Origin of the sequence: Lysinibacillus sp. FSL M8-0355, from assembly GCF_038008985.1 — a bacterium.
In the GTDB taxonomy this organism is placed as follows: domain Bacteria; phylum Bacillota; class Bacilli; order Bacillales_A; family Planococcaceae; genus Lysinibacillus; species Lysinibacillus fusiformis_D.
This window is the reverse complement of record NZ_JBBPAI010000001.1, coordinates 1,416,832-1,433,966: the sequence shown is the minus strand read 5'-3', so window position 1 is coordinate 1,433,966 and position 17,135 is coordinate 1,416,832. Positions and strand designations below refer to the sequence as shown.

The window sequence follows — 17,135 nt, the reverse complement described above, 5'->3', positions numbered from 1 at the left end:
TTTCCTGCATCTCCTTTTTTCTTAATTTCTTGATGGATAAATTCCAACTAGAGCCATACAATAATTTGCCACACTGTAAGGCTGCATATTTTGATGGGGCAGTGAACTTCCTGATGTTGATAATGCTTGTGTGTTCATATAAGTATTCAGTTGATTATCAGAATAGATATTATTAGTGGATGCCCCCCATACATTACCCGCAGCCGCTTTCACCGTAGCACTGTCCGAGCTACCGTTGACTGCATGTGTATGAGCTGGCATTTCGTTTATAGTTAATACATGTGTCTCTTCTCCCGCCTTTTGTCCTAGTGAGACACCGTTACCTACATGAACGGGAACTCTCCCCCTTAAATCAGGCAATGCAAATGTCGTTCTGCCATCGCCACCATAAGTTGTTCCCAATATGGAATATAGGGCTTGGTTTGTATTAATTGGCAAAACTCGACCATCGCATAATGCCCATCCTCTTGGGACTCTTCCAAAGCTAAATAATCTGATTTCACCTACATATGGCTCACTCATCTTTTCATTCCTCCTAATCAAAATGATGGGTATATACCGTAAAGAGCGATAATAAAACTAATTGTCAGAAACGGCATTACATTGTCATGAGGAGTATTTCCTCCAACACTTGAAACGACTGTTGCATTCATTGTGCTATTTGCTGGTTGTGTTGAATATTGTATATTTTTTGCCCAAACAGCTTTTTCAGGACTCAGTGTTGTACCTTCAAGTGAGAAAGCATTTACTTGATGCGTATGAGCTGGAAGCTGTGAAGTGTTTAAAGTGACAGTTTCCACCCCTCCTATTTGACCTATCACATAGTTCGTACCAGTTGCTTGATTCTGTCCTTGATGGACAACTACTCTACTTTGAAAATTTGGTAACGCGAATGTCGTTTGTCCATTCCCGCCATAAGTTGTACCAATTAAGGAATAAAGTACTTCATTTTCTGCAATGGATATGAGTTGCCCATTGCACAATGCCCAGCCATCTGGAGCATAATTACCTGCAAACATTCGAATTTCTCCAACATATGGATCCATTTAAAACACCTTCCTTTAATGATGTATCTCTTACACTAAATTAATGTAGAAAGGTTAAAATCAGGTTAAAAAAATGGCATTAAATGAAAATAATATATTTTACCTAGAATGAATTTCAATCTTTTCAATTTTAGCTACTCATTAAAATCAATAGAAAGAAATCAAATAAACAATCTCATTTTACTGTTGCATATGCTGTAGCAAAGGTAGGTAATCAGAATCCAGAAGATAGACCACATGTAATGAAGTGAAGTATAAATATAAGAAAAACAAAAGGAGACCGTTTAATTAACACGAACGGTCTCCTTCATTGTATGTTGCCTCTTGTCCTACTTATTTATCTAGAGGTTAATTCTACGATTTGCGATACAGCAATTTAATCCATTTACTGCCCATTCAGTAGCCGTGAACCATTTTCTCAAATATTGAATTCGGACTAATGACAAACATTAGATCCTCTGTAGCATTTGATGCAGTTTATTTAGACTCAATACCGCCAGTGTTTACAGCAACTTTAGGCTCAACCAACATAATATGGCATTCCTTTTCAGCGAAAGGCTTTTGCTCTGCTCCTCCCGGAACAATAAACATCTCTCCCTTAGAAATTTTTACCTGGCCATCACGAAAAGCAATGAACATTTCTCCTTCTAGCACAATAAATACCTTATCTGCACCTTGATGCTCGTGCCATATAAAATCTCCATCAATCTTAATTAGTTTGAATTGAAAGTCGTTTATTTCACCTACAACTTTCGGAGACCAGAGCTCATTTATTTGAGACAAATTTTCTTTTATATTTATAACTTGGTAGGGCATAACCATCTCTCCTTGTCATCTATTGACCTTCTTAACACTGTTTGTTTCTCGAATTAAATTCTTCGTTTTATTGTTTTTGCAGGGCATTTGTTATATTTTGCAAAGCATATTCAATAGCTAATGGACCACCAGTAATAGCGGAAGTATCCATTAAATGAATATTCCCTTTTTTTACGGCGTTCATATTATTCCATACATTACTTTGTTGTAATTCACTCATTAATGTTTCCTTTTTTGTAATGTCACCTATAAGGAAAATATGGTCTGCTTGAATTGTTGAAATTCCTTCGAATGCAGTAAACTGATTATTTTTTCCTTTAAATGTGATATCTGGTGTAAGCCCCAATCCCTTTTCTTTATCAAACGCAAGAATATATACAGGATTTTCTTCACCTAGAACATTAAAAGTTTTTCCATCCCAAGACAACACAAGTGCTACTGACTCTCCTTGAATCGACTTTAATGCTTCACGACCAATTGTAATTTCTTGCATCATTTTATCAATTACTTTTTCCGCTTCGTCTTCCTTTCCAATAATCTCGGCTACTGTACGAAGGCCATATTGCCAGTCATCATAGATGTCCTTAGATTTCAGCGTAATGACTGGCGCAACTTTTTCTAGTGACTCATATAATTTTTCATGATGTTCCGTTGCTAAAATATAATCAGGCTCAGTCGATAAAATTTTTTCAATACTAGGAGACAATTTATCTCCTAATTCTTCAGTTGAATCTAGCTTTCCATTTAAATAAGATAAAGAAGATAGATACTCTTTGTCAGTAGAAGCTGTAGGCGGCTCACCTAATGCAACTAGTATTTCAGGATAAAAATACCATAGGGAAACTATTTTTTCTGGTTTTTTCTCGATAACAATTTCTTTACCCAAAGCATCCTTAATGGTTCTTGGCCAATGAGTTGCATCTGCATTAACCGCAGAGGTAGAAGTGTCTTCTGTAGCTACGCCTTTCTTCTCAACTGATGTTTCATTGCAACCTGCTAGTATGCCTGCTAATAATAGCGTTGAGAATAATAGTCCTTTGATCTTGTGCATCCGAAATTCCTCCAACAAATTATCTTTGATACGCTATTAGTATAGTAAAGGAATTTTCGGATTTGAATGGATGCTTGTTGAAATTAGCATGGATTATTGATGAACTTCTCTCGATATTCAGTAGGAGAAAGACCAAATTGTTTCTTAAACACTCTACTAAAATAAAAGGGATCAGCAATTCCAACAGTTTGCGCAATATATTGTACAGGCGCATCACTTGTAAAAAGCATTTTTTGCGCCATGTTGATACGATATTTTAATAAATATTCTGCTGGTCCCATACCTGCATGTTTTCTAAATACATAAGAAAGTCGATTTCGATTCACGTTATATTGTTCTGCAAGCAAGGGGATTGTAAGGCTTTGATGATAGTATTCATGAATATAAGAAGATACCCGTTCGAATAAAGTATGTGATTCACAGCTATTTTGCCTATTAGCAACACATAATAAGGCTTCATTCAGTACATCGCGAAACAGCATTTCGGTCTGAAACATTGAAATACCTCCGCGCTGATTATACACATGCCAAAGACGCATAAGTAACTCAATAAGACGAGGAGATTGTCCAGTCGATAATTCAAAATGCTGATGAGAAAAACTGGACTCTTGTATTTCTGAGTTACATATTCGGTATAAAACAAGAATATATTCCCAGTTCGCATTATCAAAATTTTTTTGATCTAGTTTCATTTTTGCACCACCATGCACAACTTTTCCTGGTGAAAAGATATAAGGCGTGCCATTAAATTGAAATTGTATTTTCCCTGTAAGTGGAAAAATAAATCCAGGAAAGGAATCTGTATAATCAGCGTACGGCACACCTAAATAACTCGTATATCGATATATTCCTTCTACTTGGAAAGGAATATGTGCTAAATGTTCTGCTAACTGATTCACATCGATTTTCAAATTGCATACCTCGTTTCAAAATTGTTTACTAGTAATGGCTTTTGACAACAAATAGCATGGACCCCTCAACAAGCTACTGTTCAAAGTAAGTTTCAGTGGCATCGAGAACTGATTTTAAGGATTCCATAATCAATCGGCGGGTTGAGTCATCTCAGCCAAATTACTGATCATGTTTAGCCCCTGAAATGCGAAAAGGTGGGCATGATGACTTTCGTCTATCCCCACCTTATCGATAATGATTATCATTGTCAATTTGAAATAGAACCACCCATCTACTAATTGGTGGCTTGCACTACGCATGAAAAGCTCGGAAACTGAGCCATGTCTAAAGAATTTTGAAAGGTCCGCTAATTGCCCTTAGTTTTCGCACACCGCTATAGTGGCTTTTTTGTTAAACCTTATTGTAAACTTAATAGCTTTTTATCATTTTATATATTCTTCTTCTCCTTCTTTTGTTTTCTTACTCAAAATTAACTCCTTACAAATCATCTCTATTTCTTGTGAAAAAGATTTTATTTGAAAGGCATCAGAAAAGATTTTATGCTTAGATGAAGCCACAACTTGTTGTAGTTTTTCTTCATAGGTTTGTACAAAATAATCAAGCGTCGGGCTTTTCAATTTCAGGGCATGCGCAATCCCTTGAATGATTTTCATACGGAAATAGTCCTCTTTTGGCATTCTAGGAATATCCCATTCTCCATCAAGATTTTTATAAATACCTCTAAAAGGAACGGCAGAAAAATCAAAGTATCTTCCTTCTTTATTTGGTATAGAAAATGGATCAATTAATAAGGATGCATAACGAATATAGAGCAGATATTCTTGATGTATAGATTCGAGTTTATTAAAATTCTCTATTTCTTGTCCGTCTATACTTGCTGGCTGCAATGGATAATTATCGTCTACCATAAATTTTAATAGATTGAGAGGTTGAATATCGAAGTGTTTCACAATTTCCATCATTTCTTTCCAATAATTTAATAGATGCCGAATTATTGTATAAGTAATAGGACCCTCAGGATAAAGCTTATACACATACTTTGTTATACTATCCTCATCAAATATTGCCTTTAATGAAAAATCATTCATAAATAAGGGAGGATGTACGTATAAAGAAATATTTCTTGTTTCTGCCTCAAGGGGAGAAGCTAATTTTTTTAAATGAATCCCTAAATGATGAAATAATTCAGATAATTTATCTAGTCTATGTGATTTTGAGTAAGTTGAACCTACATAAACTGTTTTCTTCACTCCTGTTGTCAATACTTCATTTGATGGTATTCCATCTATCCATCTAGTATCCCCATAATATGTTGAAAAACTAATGATCTCTGCCTGAGGAGTTAGATTCTTTAGGAAATTTGCTATTAAATGACTAGAACCAAATGTAGGTGACATTAATATATAGCAGCTAGCCTGCTTCAACACTTTCGTATCAATTTGTGCTAATACTGAAAGATAAGAGTCTGTAGTAACACAAAGAACTACGGTATCCCAATTTCCAGATATTTTATGATAACCCTTAAAAAACGCATCAATCGTACATTTTCCCGCAACAGCCTGATGTTGTGTATTTTGAATAAATACTTTGAGTGCAAGTTGTTGCTGAACGATCGTGTCAAAGAAAATGTTGGAGCGTAAAGATTCTCGACCTGCAATAGCTACTTTACTATTACAATAATTTTTGAAATTCACAGCTAATTGAATTACTGTAGGCCCTGTTCCTAACAGTAATACTTTATTAAAATAAGACATAGTCTTCTCCTCACCTATTAAAATCATTGTACCTTTTGATATAAAACAACATCAAAGACATGTTGAGGATGGATAATTTCTTCTATTATATGCCATTTATTTTTATTTACCTTCTGCATTGGATAATTAAAAAGAGACTTTAACCCATTTCCATAACGCATAGCAATCAGTACATCTTTATTTGTTACATCATATAATTGGTCTAATATGTCATATTTACTGCTTACAGTTGAACTAAATATAATATGACTAATCTGTTCCATAACTGCGAGCTCCCTTACTGTCTTCTTGTCAATCTGAATGGATAAATGACTTCCTAATTTATTTACTACATGTTTCCCCAACTGAATCGCCTCATCATCAATATCAATTCCAAAAACGTCTGCTCCTGTTTGTTCCGCAACCATTAATAATGTTATAGGAAAAGACCCAGATCCTATTAAAAGCACCTTCGATTGACTAGTAACTTGAAAACCTCCGAATTCCTTGCCAATACAGTCTCCTATATTACGAAAGTAATCCGTCATCTCCTTTTCTTCATGACTTAATAATAAAGCCCGGTATTTTTCCATGATTTGGACACAAACAGAAGAGTTCTTTCGTAGATTTTGAACTAATGATACTATTTCAATTGACCGCCCTAAATTATTCCATTGTGTTTCATTGTCATGATTTATAATAAAAGAAGAATACTCATCAATTAACGCACACAACTCTAAATAATCAACTAGTAGATGATCCTTGTTATAAATAAATAACTTAAATTTATTATCAAAGTAATGTAATTTTTTTAAAAACAACTCTATATCCTTCACTTGCCCCACTCCTATATTTGAGGATTAAAGTTCAATATATGCATACACTTTTAATACTATTTCAACACTTCCTTGGTTATGTAAATAATTTAACGTCCTCAATAATTAGTAAAAAATTGAGGGATTCATTGTATCCCCCAAATATAGAAAGCCGCGAAGTTGTAAATAGTAATAGCAATGGAAGGTTTACCCCATCTTAAATCCTTGTAGCAACTATTGGATTGATAGTCGATCAAATGCAAAATCATAACCGTATATATTAGAAGACACTTGTGCTAAAGCTGTTATATTTTTTTGTAAGAGGTACGCTTGCATCTTCATATGCATATAAAATCTTAAACATATGGATTTATATCATTGATGAGGAATCTGTCTAATTCTTATGATTCCACATAAAAAAGACCAGAAACTCACTTGTTATATGAGTTCCTGGTCGAGCGTTAAATAGTTAAATGTAAATACATTTCGTGTGAAATACTATAGTAACATTTAATACTAATTTATTGGCTTATAGTTCATAATGTCTGTTTATCAAACCATTTTATCTTTGCCTAAGAATTTCAAATAAATCATACACGTCATACTTTGAACATATTTGTTTTATTTTGTAATTCTTCTGCCATTTTAGAAAGTGTAAAAGTAGATGCTGTAATTTCTTCCATTGAGGCTAGCTGTTCCTCTGTAGCTGCAGAAATATTTTGTGTTCCTTCTGCAGAACTTTGGGCGATTCCATTGATTTGCTTCATCGAATCAGTCATATTATTCATTTCTATAGCCATATGTTCTACCGAAGTAGAAATCCCCTGAACTTGAACAGATACTTGTTTGGTAGCATGTTGAATTTTTTTGAAGGCTTCTCCTGCGGTGTTTACACTATTCATACCTATAACCACTTCATTTGTTGTGAACTGCATTGATTCTACTGCTCTATTCGTTTCCGTTTGAATTCCATCAATTAACACAGAAATTCTCTGTGCGGATAAAGAGGATTCTTCAGCTAATTTTCGAACTTCTTCTGAAACAACAGCAAAACCTTTACCATTTTCCCCTGCTCTTGCCGCTTCAATCGCTGCATTTAATGCTAGTAAGTTAGTCTGTTCAGCAATACTTGTTATAACTTCTACGATTTGTCCAATCTCTGAAGAGCGATCACCTAAACCAAAGATCACATTATTTAGATTATCGATAGAAGTTTGGATTTTGTCCATTTGTTGAACAGCGTTTTTAATGATTTCATTCCCATCCACTGATATTTGTTCTGCGTGGATAGCTGCCTCTGATACGCTAGTTGAATTACTTTCAATTGTTTGGACATCTTGTACCATTTGTGTAACAATATCTTCTGTTTCTATTATCGTTCTAACTTGATGCTCTGATCCGCTTGCAATATCTAACGTAACAGTCGCAATATGCTCGCTAGCTGAATTTGTTTGTTCTGTACTTGCTGTGAGTTCAGTAGAAAACGCTACCATATGTTCAGACGATTGCTTTACCTGACCAATTAAATCTCGTAATTGAGCAATCATACGATTAAGTGAGGTAGATAATATCCCAAATTCATCCTTAGAATTATAATCTACACTAAAATTTAATTCTCCCGCTTCTGCTCGTTGAACAGCAGTTTTTATTTTTTCTATTGGAGCAGTTATATATTTTCGAACACCAATAAACCCAATTACAACATACAGTATGCTTAATACCACTGAAATGATCATTGTATTTCTGGTATTTTTATCTACTTGGTCTACACTATCTTTATATAAAGAACTTGCATAATCTCTATTCAGTTCTGTTAACTTTAAACCTTTTGATAAAATGCTATTATACTCAGGCTCACCTATAGAATAATAGAGGTTTAACGCTTCCTCATTCTTATTAGCAAGACTCAGTTGGAATACTTGCTCCATAGTCTCTTTAAAAATTGGATATTGTTCCACCAGTTCACTTATAATTTCTGCTTCATCTGACTTCAAGTTGGTGTCATTAAGTAATTGAAGATTCATTTCATTATCTTCAAAAGCTTTGTTCACCTCATTATTGATTAATTCTATCGTTTTTTCATCAGTATAAAGGAAGGATCTATACATATCTGTTAAAATAATACGATTATTTAGCCTGTAATCAGTCAATATAATCCCTGGTTCTAAGCGGTCCTTAAATATATCCTCTATATTATTTTTTAAAGATTTCATCGTGTTATACCCAACCACTTGAATAATACCAACTGTAGATATGGATATTAACATTAAGATTAATAATTTTTTCATTGTGGAAAGATTGCGTAACATCATAATTATCCCCTCTGATTCGAAAATGTAGTAAACGAAAATTTGTTTGTTTTACTGGTTATTCATTTAATAACAATAGGTAATAGGCTGGTCTTACTTTATCATTGGTTCGTGTCTCTATTATCCAAACTATTTTATATAGCACGGTACCATTCTAACCTCTGATGTATAGTCTGCTCTGTCTAACTTTTTATCATCTATGAGTCTAGTATCCTTTCCTCCAGTAATTTTCAAGAAAACATCAAACCCAACAAAAGTATGTATTTTAAAATCAATGATAATAGATTTATATCAATAATATTTTTCATCATGTATAACTTAGTTTTATATTCTCCTTCTATCATTTTTAAATTCAATATTCCAAATAATCCAATAATTTTTATCCCAGTATCCTTTTCTCAAGATCAATTAAACTCCCCCACTCTATACTTGACTTAATAATGTTTTTAAAAGTAGTTGGTCTGGCTGTTGTTCTTTAGTAAAATAAATTTTTTGAAGCCTTTTACCTAGTCTGAAAAAATCCTCCCTTTCAGGTATAGAATTCCACACAAAAATATCTTCTTTATCTTTAGCAATATTTAAGTATAGGCGATCAGTGATTATCAATTCCGCTTCTTCATCTTTTGTGCAATAATCAACATGCGAAAAAACGCGTTTGACCTTATCAAATAAATAAGGAACATCATTTATCACAGAGTATATTTTTACCTTTATTGTGCTTCTTTTAAGTACGTCGATTGATTGTTTTAGTAATCGATGATATCTACCAATTAAAAGCTCCCTACGTTCAAAAATCTTATAAAATGCTTCATTCTCTAAGAGATAATCATAAAATTGATTCATAATTTCAATTTGTATAGTGGCATGACTATCAAATCTCTTTTTATAAAGATCCTCTTTAAATAGAAATGCAGGACCAGAAAAATTCACCGTATAATAATGAAGGTTAAGTAAGTTTACAAACAATACGCCATATTCCTCTATATCTAAAGTAATAGAAAAAAACTCCCTGAATTTCTCCATCCAATACAAAGTAGCTTGCACAAATAATTCTTGATTATGGTATTGAGCAAAATTCATCATTAAACTTATTGTACTTTCATTTTTCTCATAACGATGTTGAGATTCTAGAAATGAAAATGAAAACTTTATCTCTTTTTCTATTGCTTCATCATTAAGGGCTGTGAATTTTTTAAATAAAGAACTAAATGTTTGTGAAAACTTTTCATATTGATAATGATGTTCTGTGTATCTTGTATATGCTGCGTCTTCTTCTATGACAAAACCCATTTTAGCTCTTATTAAACAAATAGCCAGCAAATATAAAACAGATATTGGAAGTTCTCGATTATACCCCTTAATTACTTCTAATATTTCTTCTCTAGATATTCCTGTGAAAGGCCAAATTTCTCCCCAACATGAATTCCAATAGAACAAATAATAGAAATAGCGGAATTGTTTTTCAGATCCTTCAAGTGTAATGAAATCCTGAGAAGTATATTTTAATTGAAATTCTTTTAATAAAGGTTTAATCTTATTTATTTGGCGATATATAGAAGCTTGACTTGTAAAATTCTCTATAATAAACATATTAAAATCGACTAATTTATTGTAGAAAATATCATTAAAGATTTTATATGCCAAAGAATTTTGTAAGTAATACCTTTCTATTGCTTTAATCGAAAAATAATCTTTACAATCTAATTTAAATTGCTTATGTTTAATTTCTTTTAAAAAAGTAGCTTCATCAAATTTTTGTAAATCACCTGAGAGTTCTGTTACTATTTTTAAGATGGTTCTTTCAGATAAATCCATTTTTTTAGCCAACTCCTGACTAGAAAAAAAACGTTTTTCATTATGGATATGATCTAATAATTGCACCTTTTGTAAAGTGAAACGATCTAAAAAATTGTACATACTCTCACCTCTATTTCTTACTAATTTGTCTATCAATACGCCGAAAATACGCATATATAGAACTGGTAACTACATTATGGTTTATTGCACTTTTTTTAAAACCTATCGAGCAAAGAATCCCTATTAAATTCATTTGAAATAATCAAAAATACCTATGTTAGGTACCTCTTTATCTCTAATTAACAAATACCATAACATCTATTCACATGTCTTCAAAATCAACATTTGTTTCAAATGAAGCATAATTTGATAATTAGATATAAGAAAAAAGAAGTATTTGTAATATAAGAAATTTCGTTATGGCAATTAACGATTTTGGTGTCAAAGGCTTTATATAGATACAAATCAGTTAAAAGAAAATGAGCTAGCTGCTTAAAAGGGAGTATTCCCCAATAAAACAAAATTATCCGAATATAAATAATATTCGGATTTCTTTTATTATAGTAATGTACGTTTTTTATTATAATTTACATATAAATTAGATATAGCTAAATTATAAGGAATCCACCTGTTTTTAACTGCTTTATCTATTGCTTGAATACGAGTCTTTACTGATAATTTATTATAAATTTTATTAATATTTATATGGATTGATTTTTCCGAGATATTAAGTGTTTGACTAATCTCTTGTACATTTTTACCTTCTGCAAGCATGAGCAAAATGACATATTCACGCTTTGTAAAAAGATGAGATATGATTTCCTTCGAATCAAAAAGTTTTAAATAGCTTTTTATAAAAATGGTCATTGTCGAACTATTAAAGTAGTATTCACCTTTGGAAATTAAATCTATTGCCTTTCTTAATTCTTTTGATTTTATATTATATAAAATATAACCTGTGACGCCAGCTAACAAAGCCTCATGAATTTCGTCCTCTAAAATAATTGAAGTAAGAATGACAACATACGTATTCGGATATTCGGATCGAATCCGTTTTACATGTTCTAGGTTATTTTTTTTTAGATCATTGATGACAATAATATCTGGCTTGTAATGATTCATTAAATCATAAAGATTTTTTGATAAGTCAATGTCTGAATAAATATTGTAGTCATTTTCCAGTATTTTCACTAAGCCCATTTTCAAATAAAGATTGTTTTCTAAAATGATCATATTCTTCTTAAGCAAATTGAAAAAGTCCCCCTTTTCATTTAAATCATAAAAATATTCATTAAATTTTATAATCTATGTAATTTTTTTAATAATTTATAAACCTTTTCTCAGTTTCGCACTGTTAAAAAAGGCTTTAATTTAGTTAAATCTTAGCAGTTATATAAAATAAATCAAAATCTACTTTTGATAGTTTTTTAACTTGCTTTGATAATTAGTAGCATCATTGTTAGATTAATTATTTATGCAATGCCTCATTTTAACTTCCATGAAGAGAGTGAAATTTTGAGCTAGAGCTATAACGGGGTTCATGTGTGTCAATAATAAAAAGAAGTCCATTTAGATTAGATGACAACAAACATGGGGAGTATTGTTAGGAGGGGGTTTAAGATAAAATGAACAAAGTTTTACAACCAATACATGTATATTGTTTGTTATTCTTATCAGTTAGTTTTTTAGCACATTTCGTTTTAATTCCCACAATTTTCACAGTGGTCGAACGTGAAGCATGGATAAGTGCATTAGCTAGTGTAATCCCAATATTCTTTTTTGCCTTACTTATTTCTAGAATTACAACAAATAATACTTCATTCCTTGAATTAACATCTGTCCAGACTAGCAGACCACTCTATTTATTCATCATTACTTCATATATAGTTTATTTTATTTCATCCACTTTCGTCTCACTCAAATTTACAATTATTTGGGCAGATGAAAGTTTTAACTCTGATTATCCATATTTTATAACAGTTATTTTATTTATATTATTATGCTTTTATGGTTCCTTAAAAGGGATCAAAACCATAGCTATCCAGTCCATAATTATTTGTTCACTCTACATTTTTTTGTTTGTACTCCTCAACTTAGGGAACTCAATGAACAATGAATATGAACTATTATTACCAGTATATACAAGTAATACTCCGTCCATTTTATGGGGAATATTATACATATGTATTGGTATTTTAGAAATGGGTTTTATTTTAATTGTTTTAAATGGTTATGTAAAAGAGAGAATGAAAAGAAAAGGAATACTCGTTTTTTCTATTATATTTGCCCTATTGGTTTTTATTTCCATTGCGACTGCTATATCTGAATTCGGCATCTATATAACCCAGAAAATGCTCTTTCCTCTAAACGAACAATGGAGGGTTTTATCATTTGGTAAGTACTTTACAAGATTGGATTCTTTATCTGTTCTCCAAATATTATCAGTGGCTTTTATTCGCATATGTTTATTTATGTATATTGTATCTTCCTTTTTTAAAAACCGAAAATTAATATTATTTATTTGTTATCTATGTTTAACAATAGGATTATTAATTCCTTGGTCTGTTTCTGATTTTTTATCATTTATAAAAAGCACTTATCTCCTTTCTATTTTTGTATTTTTATTCTTATTTATGACTGTTTTCTACGTATTAGAAAAAAAGCAAAAGGGAGTTCATCATCTTGACTGAAAATAGGGATTTTTTTTATAAAGAATTAAGTCACCAATCAGATATAACGGTAAGTAGTAAATTCTATATGTTTAATAACGAAAAACATGAAGTTATATTTATCTATTGCCATAGTTTAATTGATAGTGTACTTTTTTTGAATTCATTATTACCAAATATTAGATTTTTGGCTGAACAAGGCCATTTACACGATGTCGAAATTATAAATCGCTATTTAGAAGTACAGGAGAGAAAAGAGTTCAGAACGAAGACAGATGAAATAAATAGCAAAATTTTCTCAGGTTTTTTATATTTTTTTCATGTTCCATCAAACAGCCTATATTCAACCAATTTAGCTAAACTACCTGAACGATCCATTGAAGAATCAAATATGGAAGTCTCATTAAGAGGACCCAGAGACGGGTTTATTGAAAATATAGATACCAATTTTTCTTTAATAAGAATGAGATTAAAAAGTAAAAATTTATCAAGTGACCAGTTTACAATTGGTGATATAAGTAAAACAAAAGTTTTATTGCTCTACATTGAGAACAATATTGATCAGACCACTTTAAAGAATGTACAAAACAAACTAAATAAAATAAAAGTAGATAATATTGCAAGTAGTTATCATATTGAAGAATTACTTTATGATAAGTTGACCCTCTTCCCCCTCCTTGATTATTCAGGAAGACCCGATTTTGTAGTAAGTTCTCTCAATAAGGGCCGTTTTGTCATATTGGTAGATGGAAGTCCAAGCTGTTTAATTGGACCCGCAAATTTACTACTTATTTTGAAAGCCCCGGAAGATGATCAAACTAATTTTTTATTTGTGAGTTTTTCACGAATTTTAAGGATTACCTCTTTATTAACAAGTATATTTTTACCTGGGTTTTGGATTGCATTAACTGTCCATCAACTTAACCAGTTACCCTTTCCCTTACTAGTTTCAATATCTGCATCTAAAATTGGACTACCCGTCTCTTCTTCGTTCGAAATTCTTATTATGCTCGTTTTTTTTGACCTCTTTCGAGAAGCGGGCATACGTTTACCTAAAGCTGTAGGTCAAACAGTTGCAGTTTTAGGAGGCTTAATAGTTGGTGATGCTGCCATAAGAGCAGGATTTACATCACCATCAACATTAGTAATTGGAGCACTTACTGTTATATCTAGCTATACATTAATTAATCAAAATATACTAGGAAATGTATTTTTAATAAGAGTTGCTACATTAGTAATTGCCTCCTTTTTTGGAATGTATGGCTTTGTTTTAAGCGTCTTATTTTTCTTAACATATATCTCATCATTAGAAAGTTTCGGGCATCCTTACCTTTCTACATTTTACAAAGTAAGTATACCCAATCTTATTAAAGGTTTTTTAAAAATGCCATTTAGAATTAAAATAAAAGACTGACTGCTTTTTCAGCAGAAGGGAGATTATAATTGTCCCATTACTATACTTGCATATTCAAAATAACATTCATTTTTCCTTTATTATTTATGCTAGGCGGTTGTTTAGGCACGAAGGAAATACAAAGTGAAGTTTATATTACCGCTCTTGGTATAGATTATTCTAATGATGCGTATCATTTATATTTTCAAGCTTTCGGATTTACAAATGTTGCGGGCTCAGATCCTGGCATTTCATCTGAGCCTGCTCCAATTGTTGTTGGACATGGAGAAGGTGAAACAATACAGGGAGCAATCGATGATATAGAAAAGAATTCGGTTAACCCTTTGTATTATGGACATATACAAACTTTCTTTATTTCCAAAAACATATTGGATGGACATTTAGATGAATTTTTTGATTTTTTTAGTAGGGATTACTATTTACGTTACAATACTTTAGCTTATGGATTTGAAGATGATGATATTAAAGAGATAATGAATGTACATGGTCTCTTTTATAAACCACCTATCTTAACATTTCCTTATGATCCAAATGAACAATTATTCTTTAATTCGTTCATCTCCACCAGTACTGTACAAGACATGATTAAAAGATATTATGAACCAGTTGGATCAATAATGGTTCCTTCCATAAAGATTAGTGAAGATTATTGGATGGAGGATAATACATCTAAAGATATATTAAAAATAAGTGGTGCTTATTTTCTTTCACATCAAAAATTCAATGGCTGGATAAAGGAAGAAGAACTATCAGGGTTAGATTGGTTTAATAAGGATTTTAAAAACATGAAATTATCAATAAAGGATAAGTCTGTTTCGATGTTTATTGATAATATAGATTATCATATAGAAATTGTGGATAATTCGATTCCTAAATATATACTTAATTTAGAAATAAAAGCTTCTATCAGAGAAAATCCAAAAAATATTGGAAAAGAAACAATTGAAAATGATATTAAAAATATTATTTTATCACAGTTTCAAAGTACATTTAATAAAGGGCTGGAAATAAACACTGATGTCTTCAATTTCTCAGAAAAAGCTTATCGTTTCAAGCCCCAATCATGGACTGTAGATGAATTAAACTCCATTACTGAAAATTCAATTAAAAAATTTAATATAAATGTTTTCATAAAGGATGAAGGAGCTAAAAAATAAGAAAATTACCTTCACCTTTTTGAGCACATGATATTGTCCTCTTTCATTAGACAACGTTCAAAAACTACAGTACGTTGAGACTTAAAGGGGATTTTTGTATGCCAAAAAAATCGTATCTATTCGTATGAATTTAAAGGAAGTATGTAGGTGGTGAAAATAAAATATCTGTTTATTCCCCTCACTCTCCCGATGTTATCGAAGCGAATATTCAACTTAGTCACCCGCTATGAACAAAATGTTCAAAATGAACTTTTTACTCCTATTAATTTTATGTCACATAACTTTCTTTATATTGACCCTCCGCATTGAACATTCTATTATAATCCCTGTTAATGATTATCATTTTCATTTACATTACCAGAGAGGAATGATTAGACTAATGCAAGGATTTACTAAGTTAGGGAAATTGAGTGGTATAACGCTATTGCTCCTATTAACAGTCATGATGGTTTTAACTGGATGCAATGCTACTCAAAAAAATACAGAAACAGAGAAAAAGGAACAAACTTCTACGGAAGCAAAAGAATCTAATAGTAGAACAATTAAACACGAGATGGGAGAAACTGTTATTACTAACACTCCTCAAAAGATAGTTACTCTAGAACTATCTTTTGTTGATTCTTTAAATACTTTAGGAATTAATCCTATAGGAATTGCGGATGATAATAAAAAGGATATGATTGCCAAGCTTGTTGGTCGTGACATAGATTATACCTCTGTAGGGACTCGTGAACAGCCTAACTTAGAGGTTATTAGCTCTTTACAGCCAGATTTAATCATTGCAGATGCTGAGCGACACAGTGCTATTTACAAAGACTTGCAGCAAATAGCTCCTACAATTGTCTTAAAAAGTCGTGAATCGACATACCAGGATAATTTGGACTCTTTTAAAACAATTGCAGAAACATTAGATCAAAAGGAAGCTGCTGAAAAGAGATTAAATGAACATAAACAAATTATAAACGAAATTAATTCAAAGCTAAGCCATGATTCGAATCTAACTGTTTTACCTGCGGTTGTACGAGATACATCATTTCAAGCACATACTACTTCTTCTTATGATGGAGAATTGCTTGAACAATTAGGTCTGAAGGTGGCCATTCAGAACGAACAACCTTATGTTGAAATGAGTCTGGAACAACTTGTAGAAATCAATCCAGATGTACTACTTTTAGCTAATAATGAAGGTAAACTGCTTACTGATGAATGGAAGGAAAATCCACTTTGGAAAGACTTAAAAGCAGTAAAAAATGAACAGATTTATAGTGTTGATAGAGATTTATGGACAAGATTCCGAGGCATTATTTCAGCAGAAGCAATTGCTAAAGACACATTAACAAAGCTGAATGAAAAATAAAATAAATAAAAGAGGAGTAAGTAAAGTATTCTACTTACTTCTCTTTCTAGTAAGTCTTA

General features: G+C 31.7%; 14 protein-coding genes. 4 read left to right on the top strand and 10 right to left on the bottom strand.

The window, feature by feature from the left end; all coding sequences use genetic code 11:
* Positions 1–21: 21 nt before the first annotated feature.
* From MKY46_RS06820 to MKY46_RS06775, 10 genes are all read right to left on the bottom strand, one after another.
* Positions 22–522: a phage tail protein gene (locus MKY46_RS06820; RefSeq protein ID WP_058843341.1), complete on the bottom strand. Its 501-nt coding sequence runs from the start codon at positions 520–522 to the stop codon at positions 22–24.
* 17 nt (positions 523–539) lie between these two features.
* Positions 540–1,046, bottom strand: a complete 507-nt coding sequence (locus MKY46_RS06815) for a phage tail protein (protein WP_036127178.1) — start codon at positions 1,044–1,046, stop codon at positions 540–542.
* 477 nt (positions 1,047–1,523) lie between these two features.
* On the bottom strand, positions 1,524–1,862 hold the full coding sequence (locus tag MKY46_RS06810) for a cupin domain-containing protein (RefSeq protein ID WP_036127180.1): 339 nt from the start codon (positions 1,860–1,862) through the stop codon (positions 1,524–1,526).
* Positions 1,863–1,929: 67 nt separating this feature from the next.
* A complete protein-coding gene (locus tag MKY46_RS06805) occupies positions 1,930–2,913 on the bottom strand; it encodes an iron-siderophore ABC transporter substrate-binding protein (RefSeq protein WP_036127182.1) in 984 nt (327 codons plus the stop codon).
* A gap of 83 nt (positions 2,914–2,996) precedes the next feature.
* Entirely contained in the window at positions 2,997–3,824 is an 828-nt protein-coding gene (locus tag MKY46_RS06800) for a helix-turn-helix transcriptional regulator (RefSeq protein ID WP_036127185.1), read from the bottom strand.
* 423 nt (positions 3,825–4,247) lie between these two features.
* Complete coding sequence (locus MKY46_RS06795; RefSeq protein WP_036127187.1) at positions 4,248–5,579, bottom strand: opine metallophore biosynthesis dehydrogenase; 1,332 nt, start codon at positions 5,577–5,579, stop codon at positions 4,248–4,250.
* A 23-nt stretch (positions 5,580–5,602) separates the two neighbouring features.
* Entirely contained in the window at positions 5,603–6,394 is a 792-nt protein-coding gene (locus MKY46_RS06790) for a nicotianamine synthase family protein (RefSeq protein WP_036127188.1), read from the bottom strand.
* 578 nt (positions 6,395–6,972) lie between these two features.
* Complete coding sequence (locus MKY46_RS06785; protein WP_051891747.1) at positions 6,973–8,682, bottom strand: methyl-accepting chemotaxis protein; 1,710 nt, start codon at positions 8,680–8,682, stop codon at positions 6,973–6,975.
* Between the two features lie 423 nt (positions 8,683–9,105).
* On the bottom strand, positions 9,106–10,599 hold the full coding sequence (locus MKY46_RS06780) for a helix-turn-helix domain-containing protein (RefSeq protein WP_036127189.1): 1,494 nt from the start codon (positions 10,597–10,599) through the stop codon (positions 9,106–9,108).
* Positions 10,600–11,037: 438 nt separating this feature from the next.
* On the bottom strand, positions 11,038–11,727 hold the full coding sequence (locus MKY46_RS06775; protein ID WP_155273220.1) for a response regulator transcription factor: 690 nt from the start codon (positions 11,725–11,727) through the stop codon (positions 11,038–11,040).
* 377 nt (positions 11,728–12,104) lie between these two features.
* Between MKY46_RS06775 and MKY46_RS06770 the strand changes: the two genes are divergently transcribed.
* The 4 genes from MKY46_RS06770 to MKY46_RS06755 all read left to right on the top strand — a co-directional run bounded on the left by MKY46_RS06770 (position 12,105) and on the right by MKY46_RS06755 (position 17,076).
* Entirely contained in the window at positions 12,105–13,169 is a 1,065-nt protein-coding gene (locus MKY46_RS06770) for a GerAB/ArcD/ProY family transporter (RefSeq protein ID WP_036127192.1), read from the top strand.
* Positions 13,162–14,562, top strand: a complete 1,401-nt coding sequence (locus tag MKY46_RS06765; RefSeq protein WP_089932134.1) for a spore germination protein — start codon at positions 13,162–13,164, stop codon at positions 14,560–14,562. The genes MKY46_RS06770 and MKY46_RS06765 overlap by 8 nt, the downstream gene beginning before the upstream one ends.
* Positions 14,563–14,591: 29 nt before the next feature.
* On the top strand, positions 14,592–15,719 hold the full coding sequence (locus MKY46_RS06760; RefSeq protein ID WP_036127210.1) for a Ger(x)C family spore germination protein: 1,128 nt from the start codon (positions 14,592–14,594) through the stop codon (positions 15,717–15,719).
* Between the two features lie 367 nt (positions 15,720–16,086).
* Positions 16,087–17,076 carry an ABC transporter substrate-binding protein gene (locus tag MKY46_RS06755; RefSeq protein ID WP_419185195.1) on the top strand — a complete coding sequence of 330 codons (990 nt, stop codon included), beginning with the start codon at positions 16,087–16,089 and terminating at the stop codon, positions 17,074–17,076.
* Positions 17,077–17,135: the final 59 nt, after the last annotated feature.

Excerpts from the sequence above, each read along its gene's own strand:
- MKY46_RS06785 (WP_051891747.1), bottom strand. The coding sequence starts at position 8,682 with ATGTTACGCAATCTTTCCACAATGAAAAAATTATTAATCTTAATGTTA.
- MKY46_RS06755 (WP_419185195.1), top strand. The coding sequence starts at position 16,087 with ATGATTAGACTAATGCAAGGATTTACTAAGTTAGGGAAATTGAGTGGT.
- MKY46_RS06815 (WP_036127178.1), bottom strand. The coding sequence starts at position 1,046 with ATGGATCCATATGTTGGAGAAATTCGAATGTTTGCAGGTAATTATGCT.
- MKY46_RS06805 (WP_036127182.1), bottom strand. The coding sequence starts at position 2,913 with ATGCACAAGATCAAAGGACTATTATTCTCAACGCTATTATTAGCAGGC.
- MKY46_RS06780 (WP_036127189.1), bottom strand. The coding sequence starts at position 10,599 with ATGTACAATTTTTTAGATCGTTTCACTTTACAAAAGGTGCAATTATTA.
- MKY46_RS06810 (WP_036127180.1), bottom strand. The coding sequence starts at position 1,862 with ATGCCCTACCAAGTTATAAATATAAAAGAAAATTTGTCTCAAATAAAT.
- MKY46_RS06795 (WP_036127187.1), bottom strand. The coding sequence starts at position 5,579 with ATGTCTTATTTTAATAAAGTATTACTGTTAGGAACAGGGCCTACAGTA.
- MKY46_RS06770 (WP_036127192.1), top strand. The coding sequence starts at position 12,105 with ATGAACAAAGTTTTACAACCAATACATGTATATTGTTTGTTATTCTTA.
- MKY46_RS06820 (WP_058843341.1), bottom strand. The coding sequence starts at position 522 with ATGAGTGAGCCATATGTAGGTGAAATCAGATTATTTAGCTTTGGAAGA.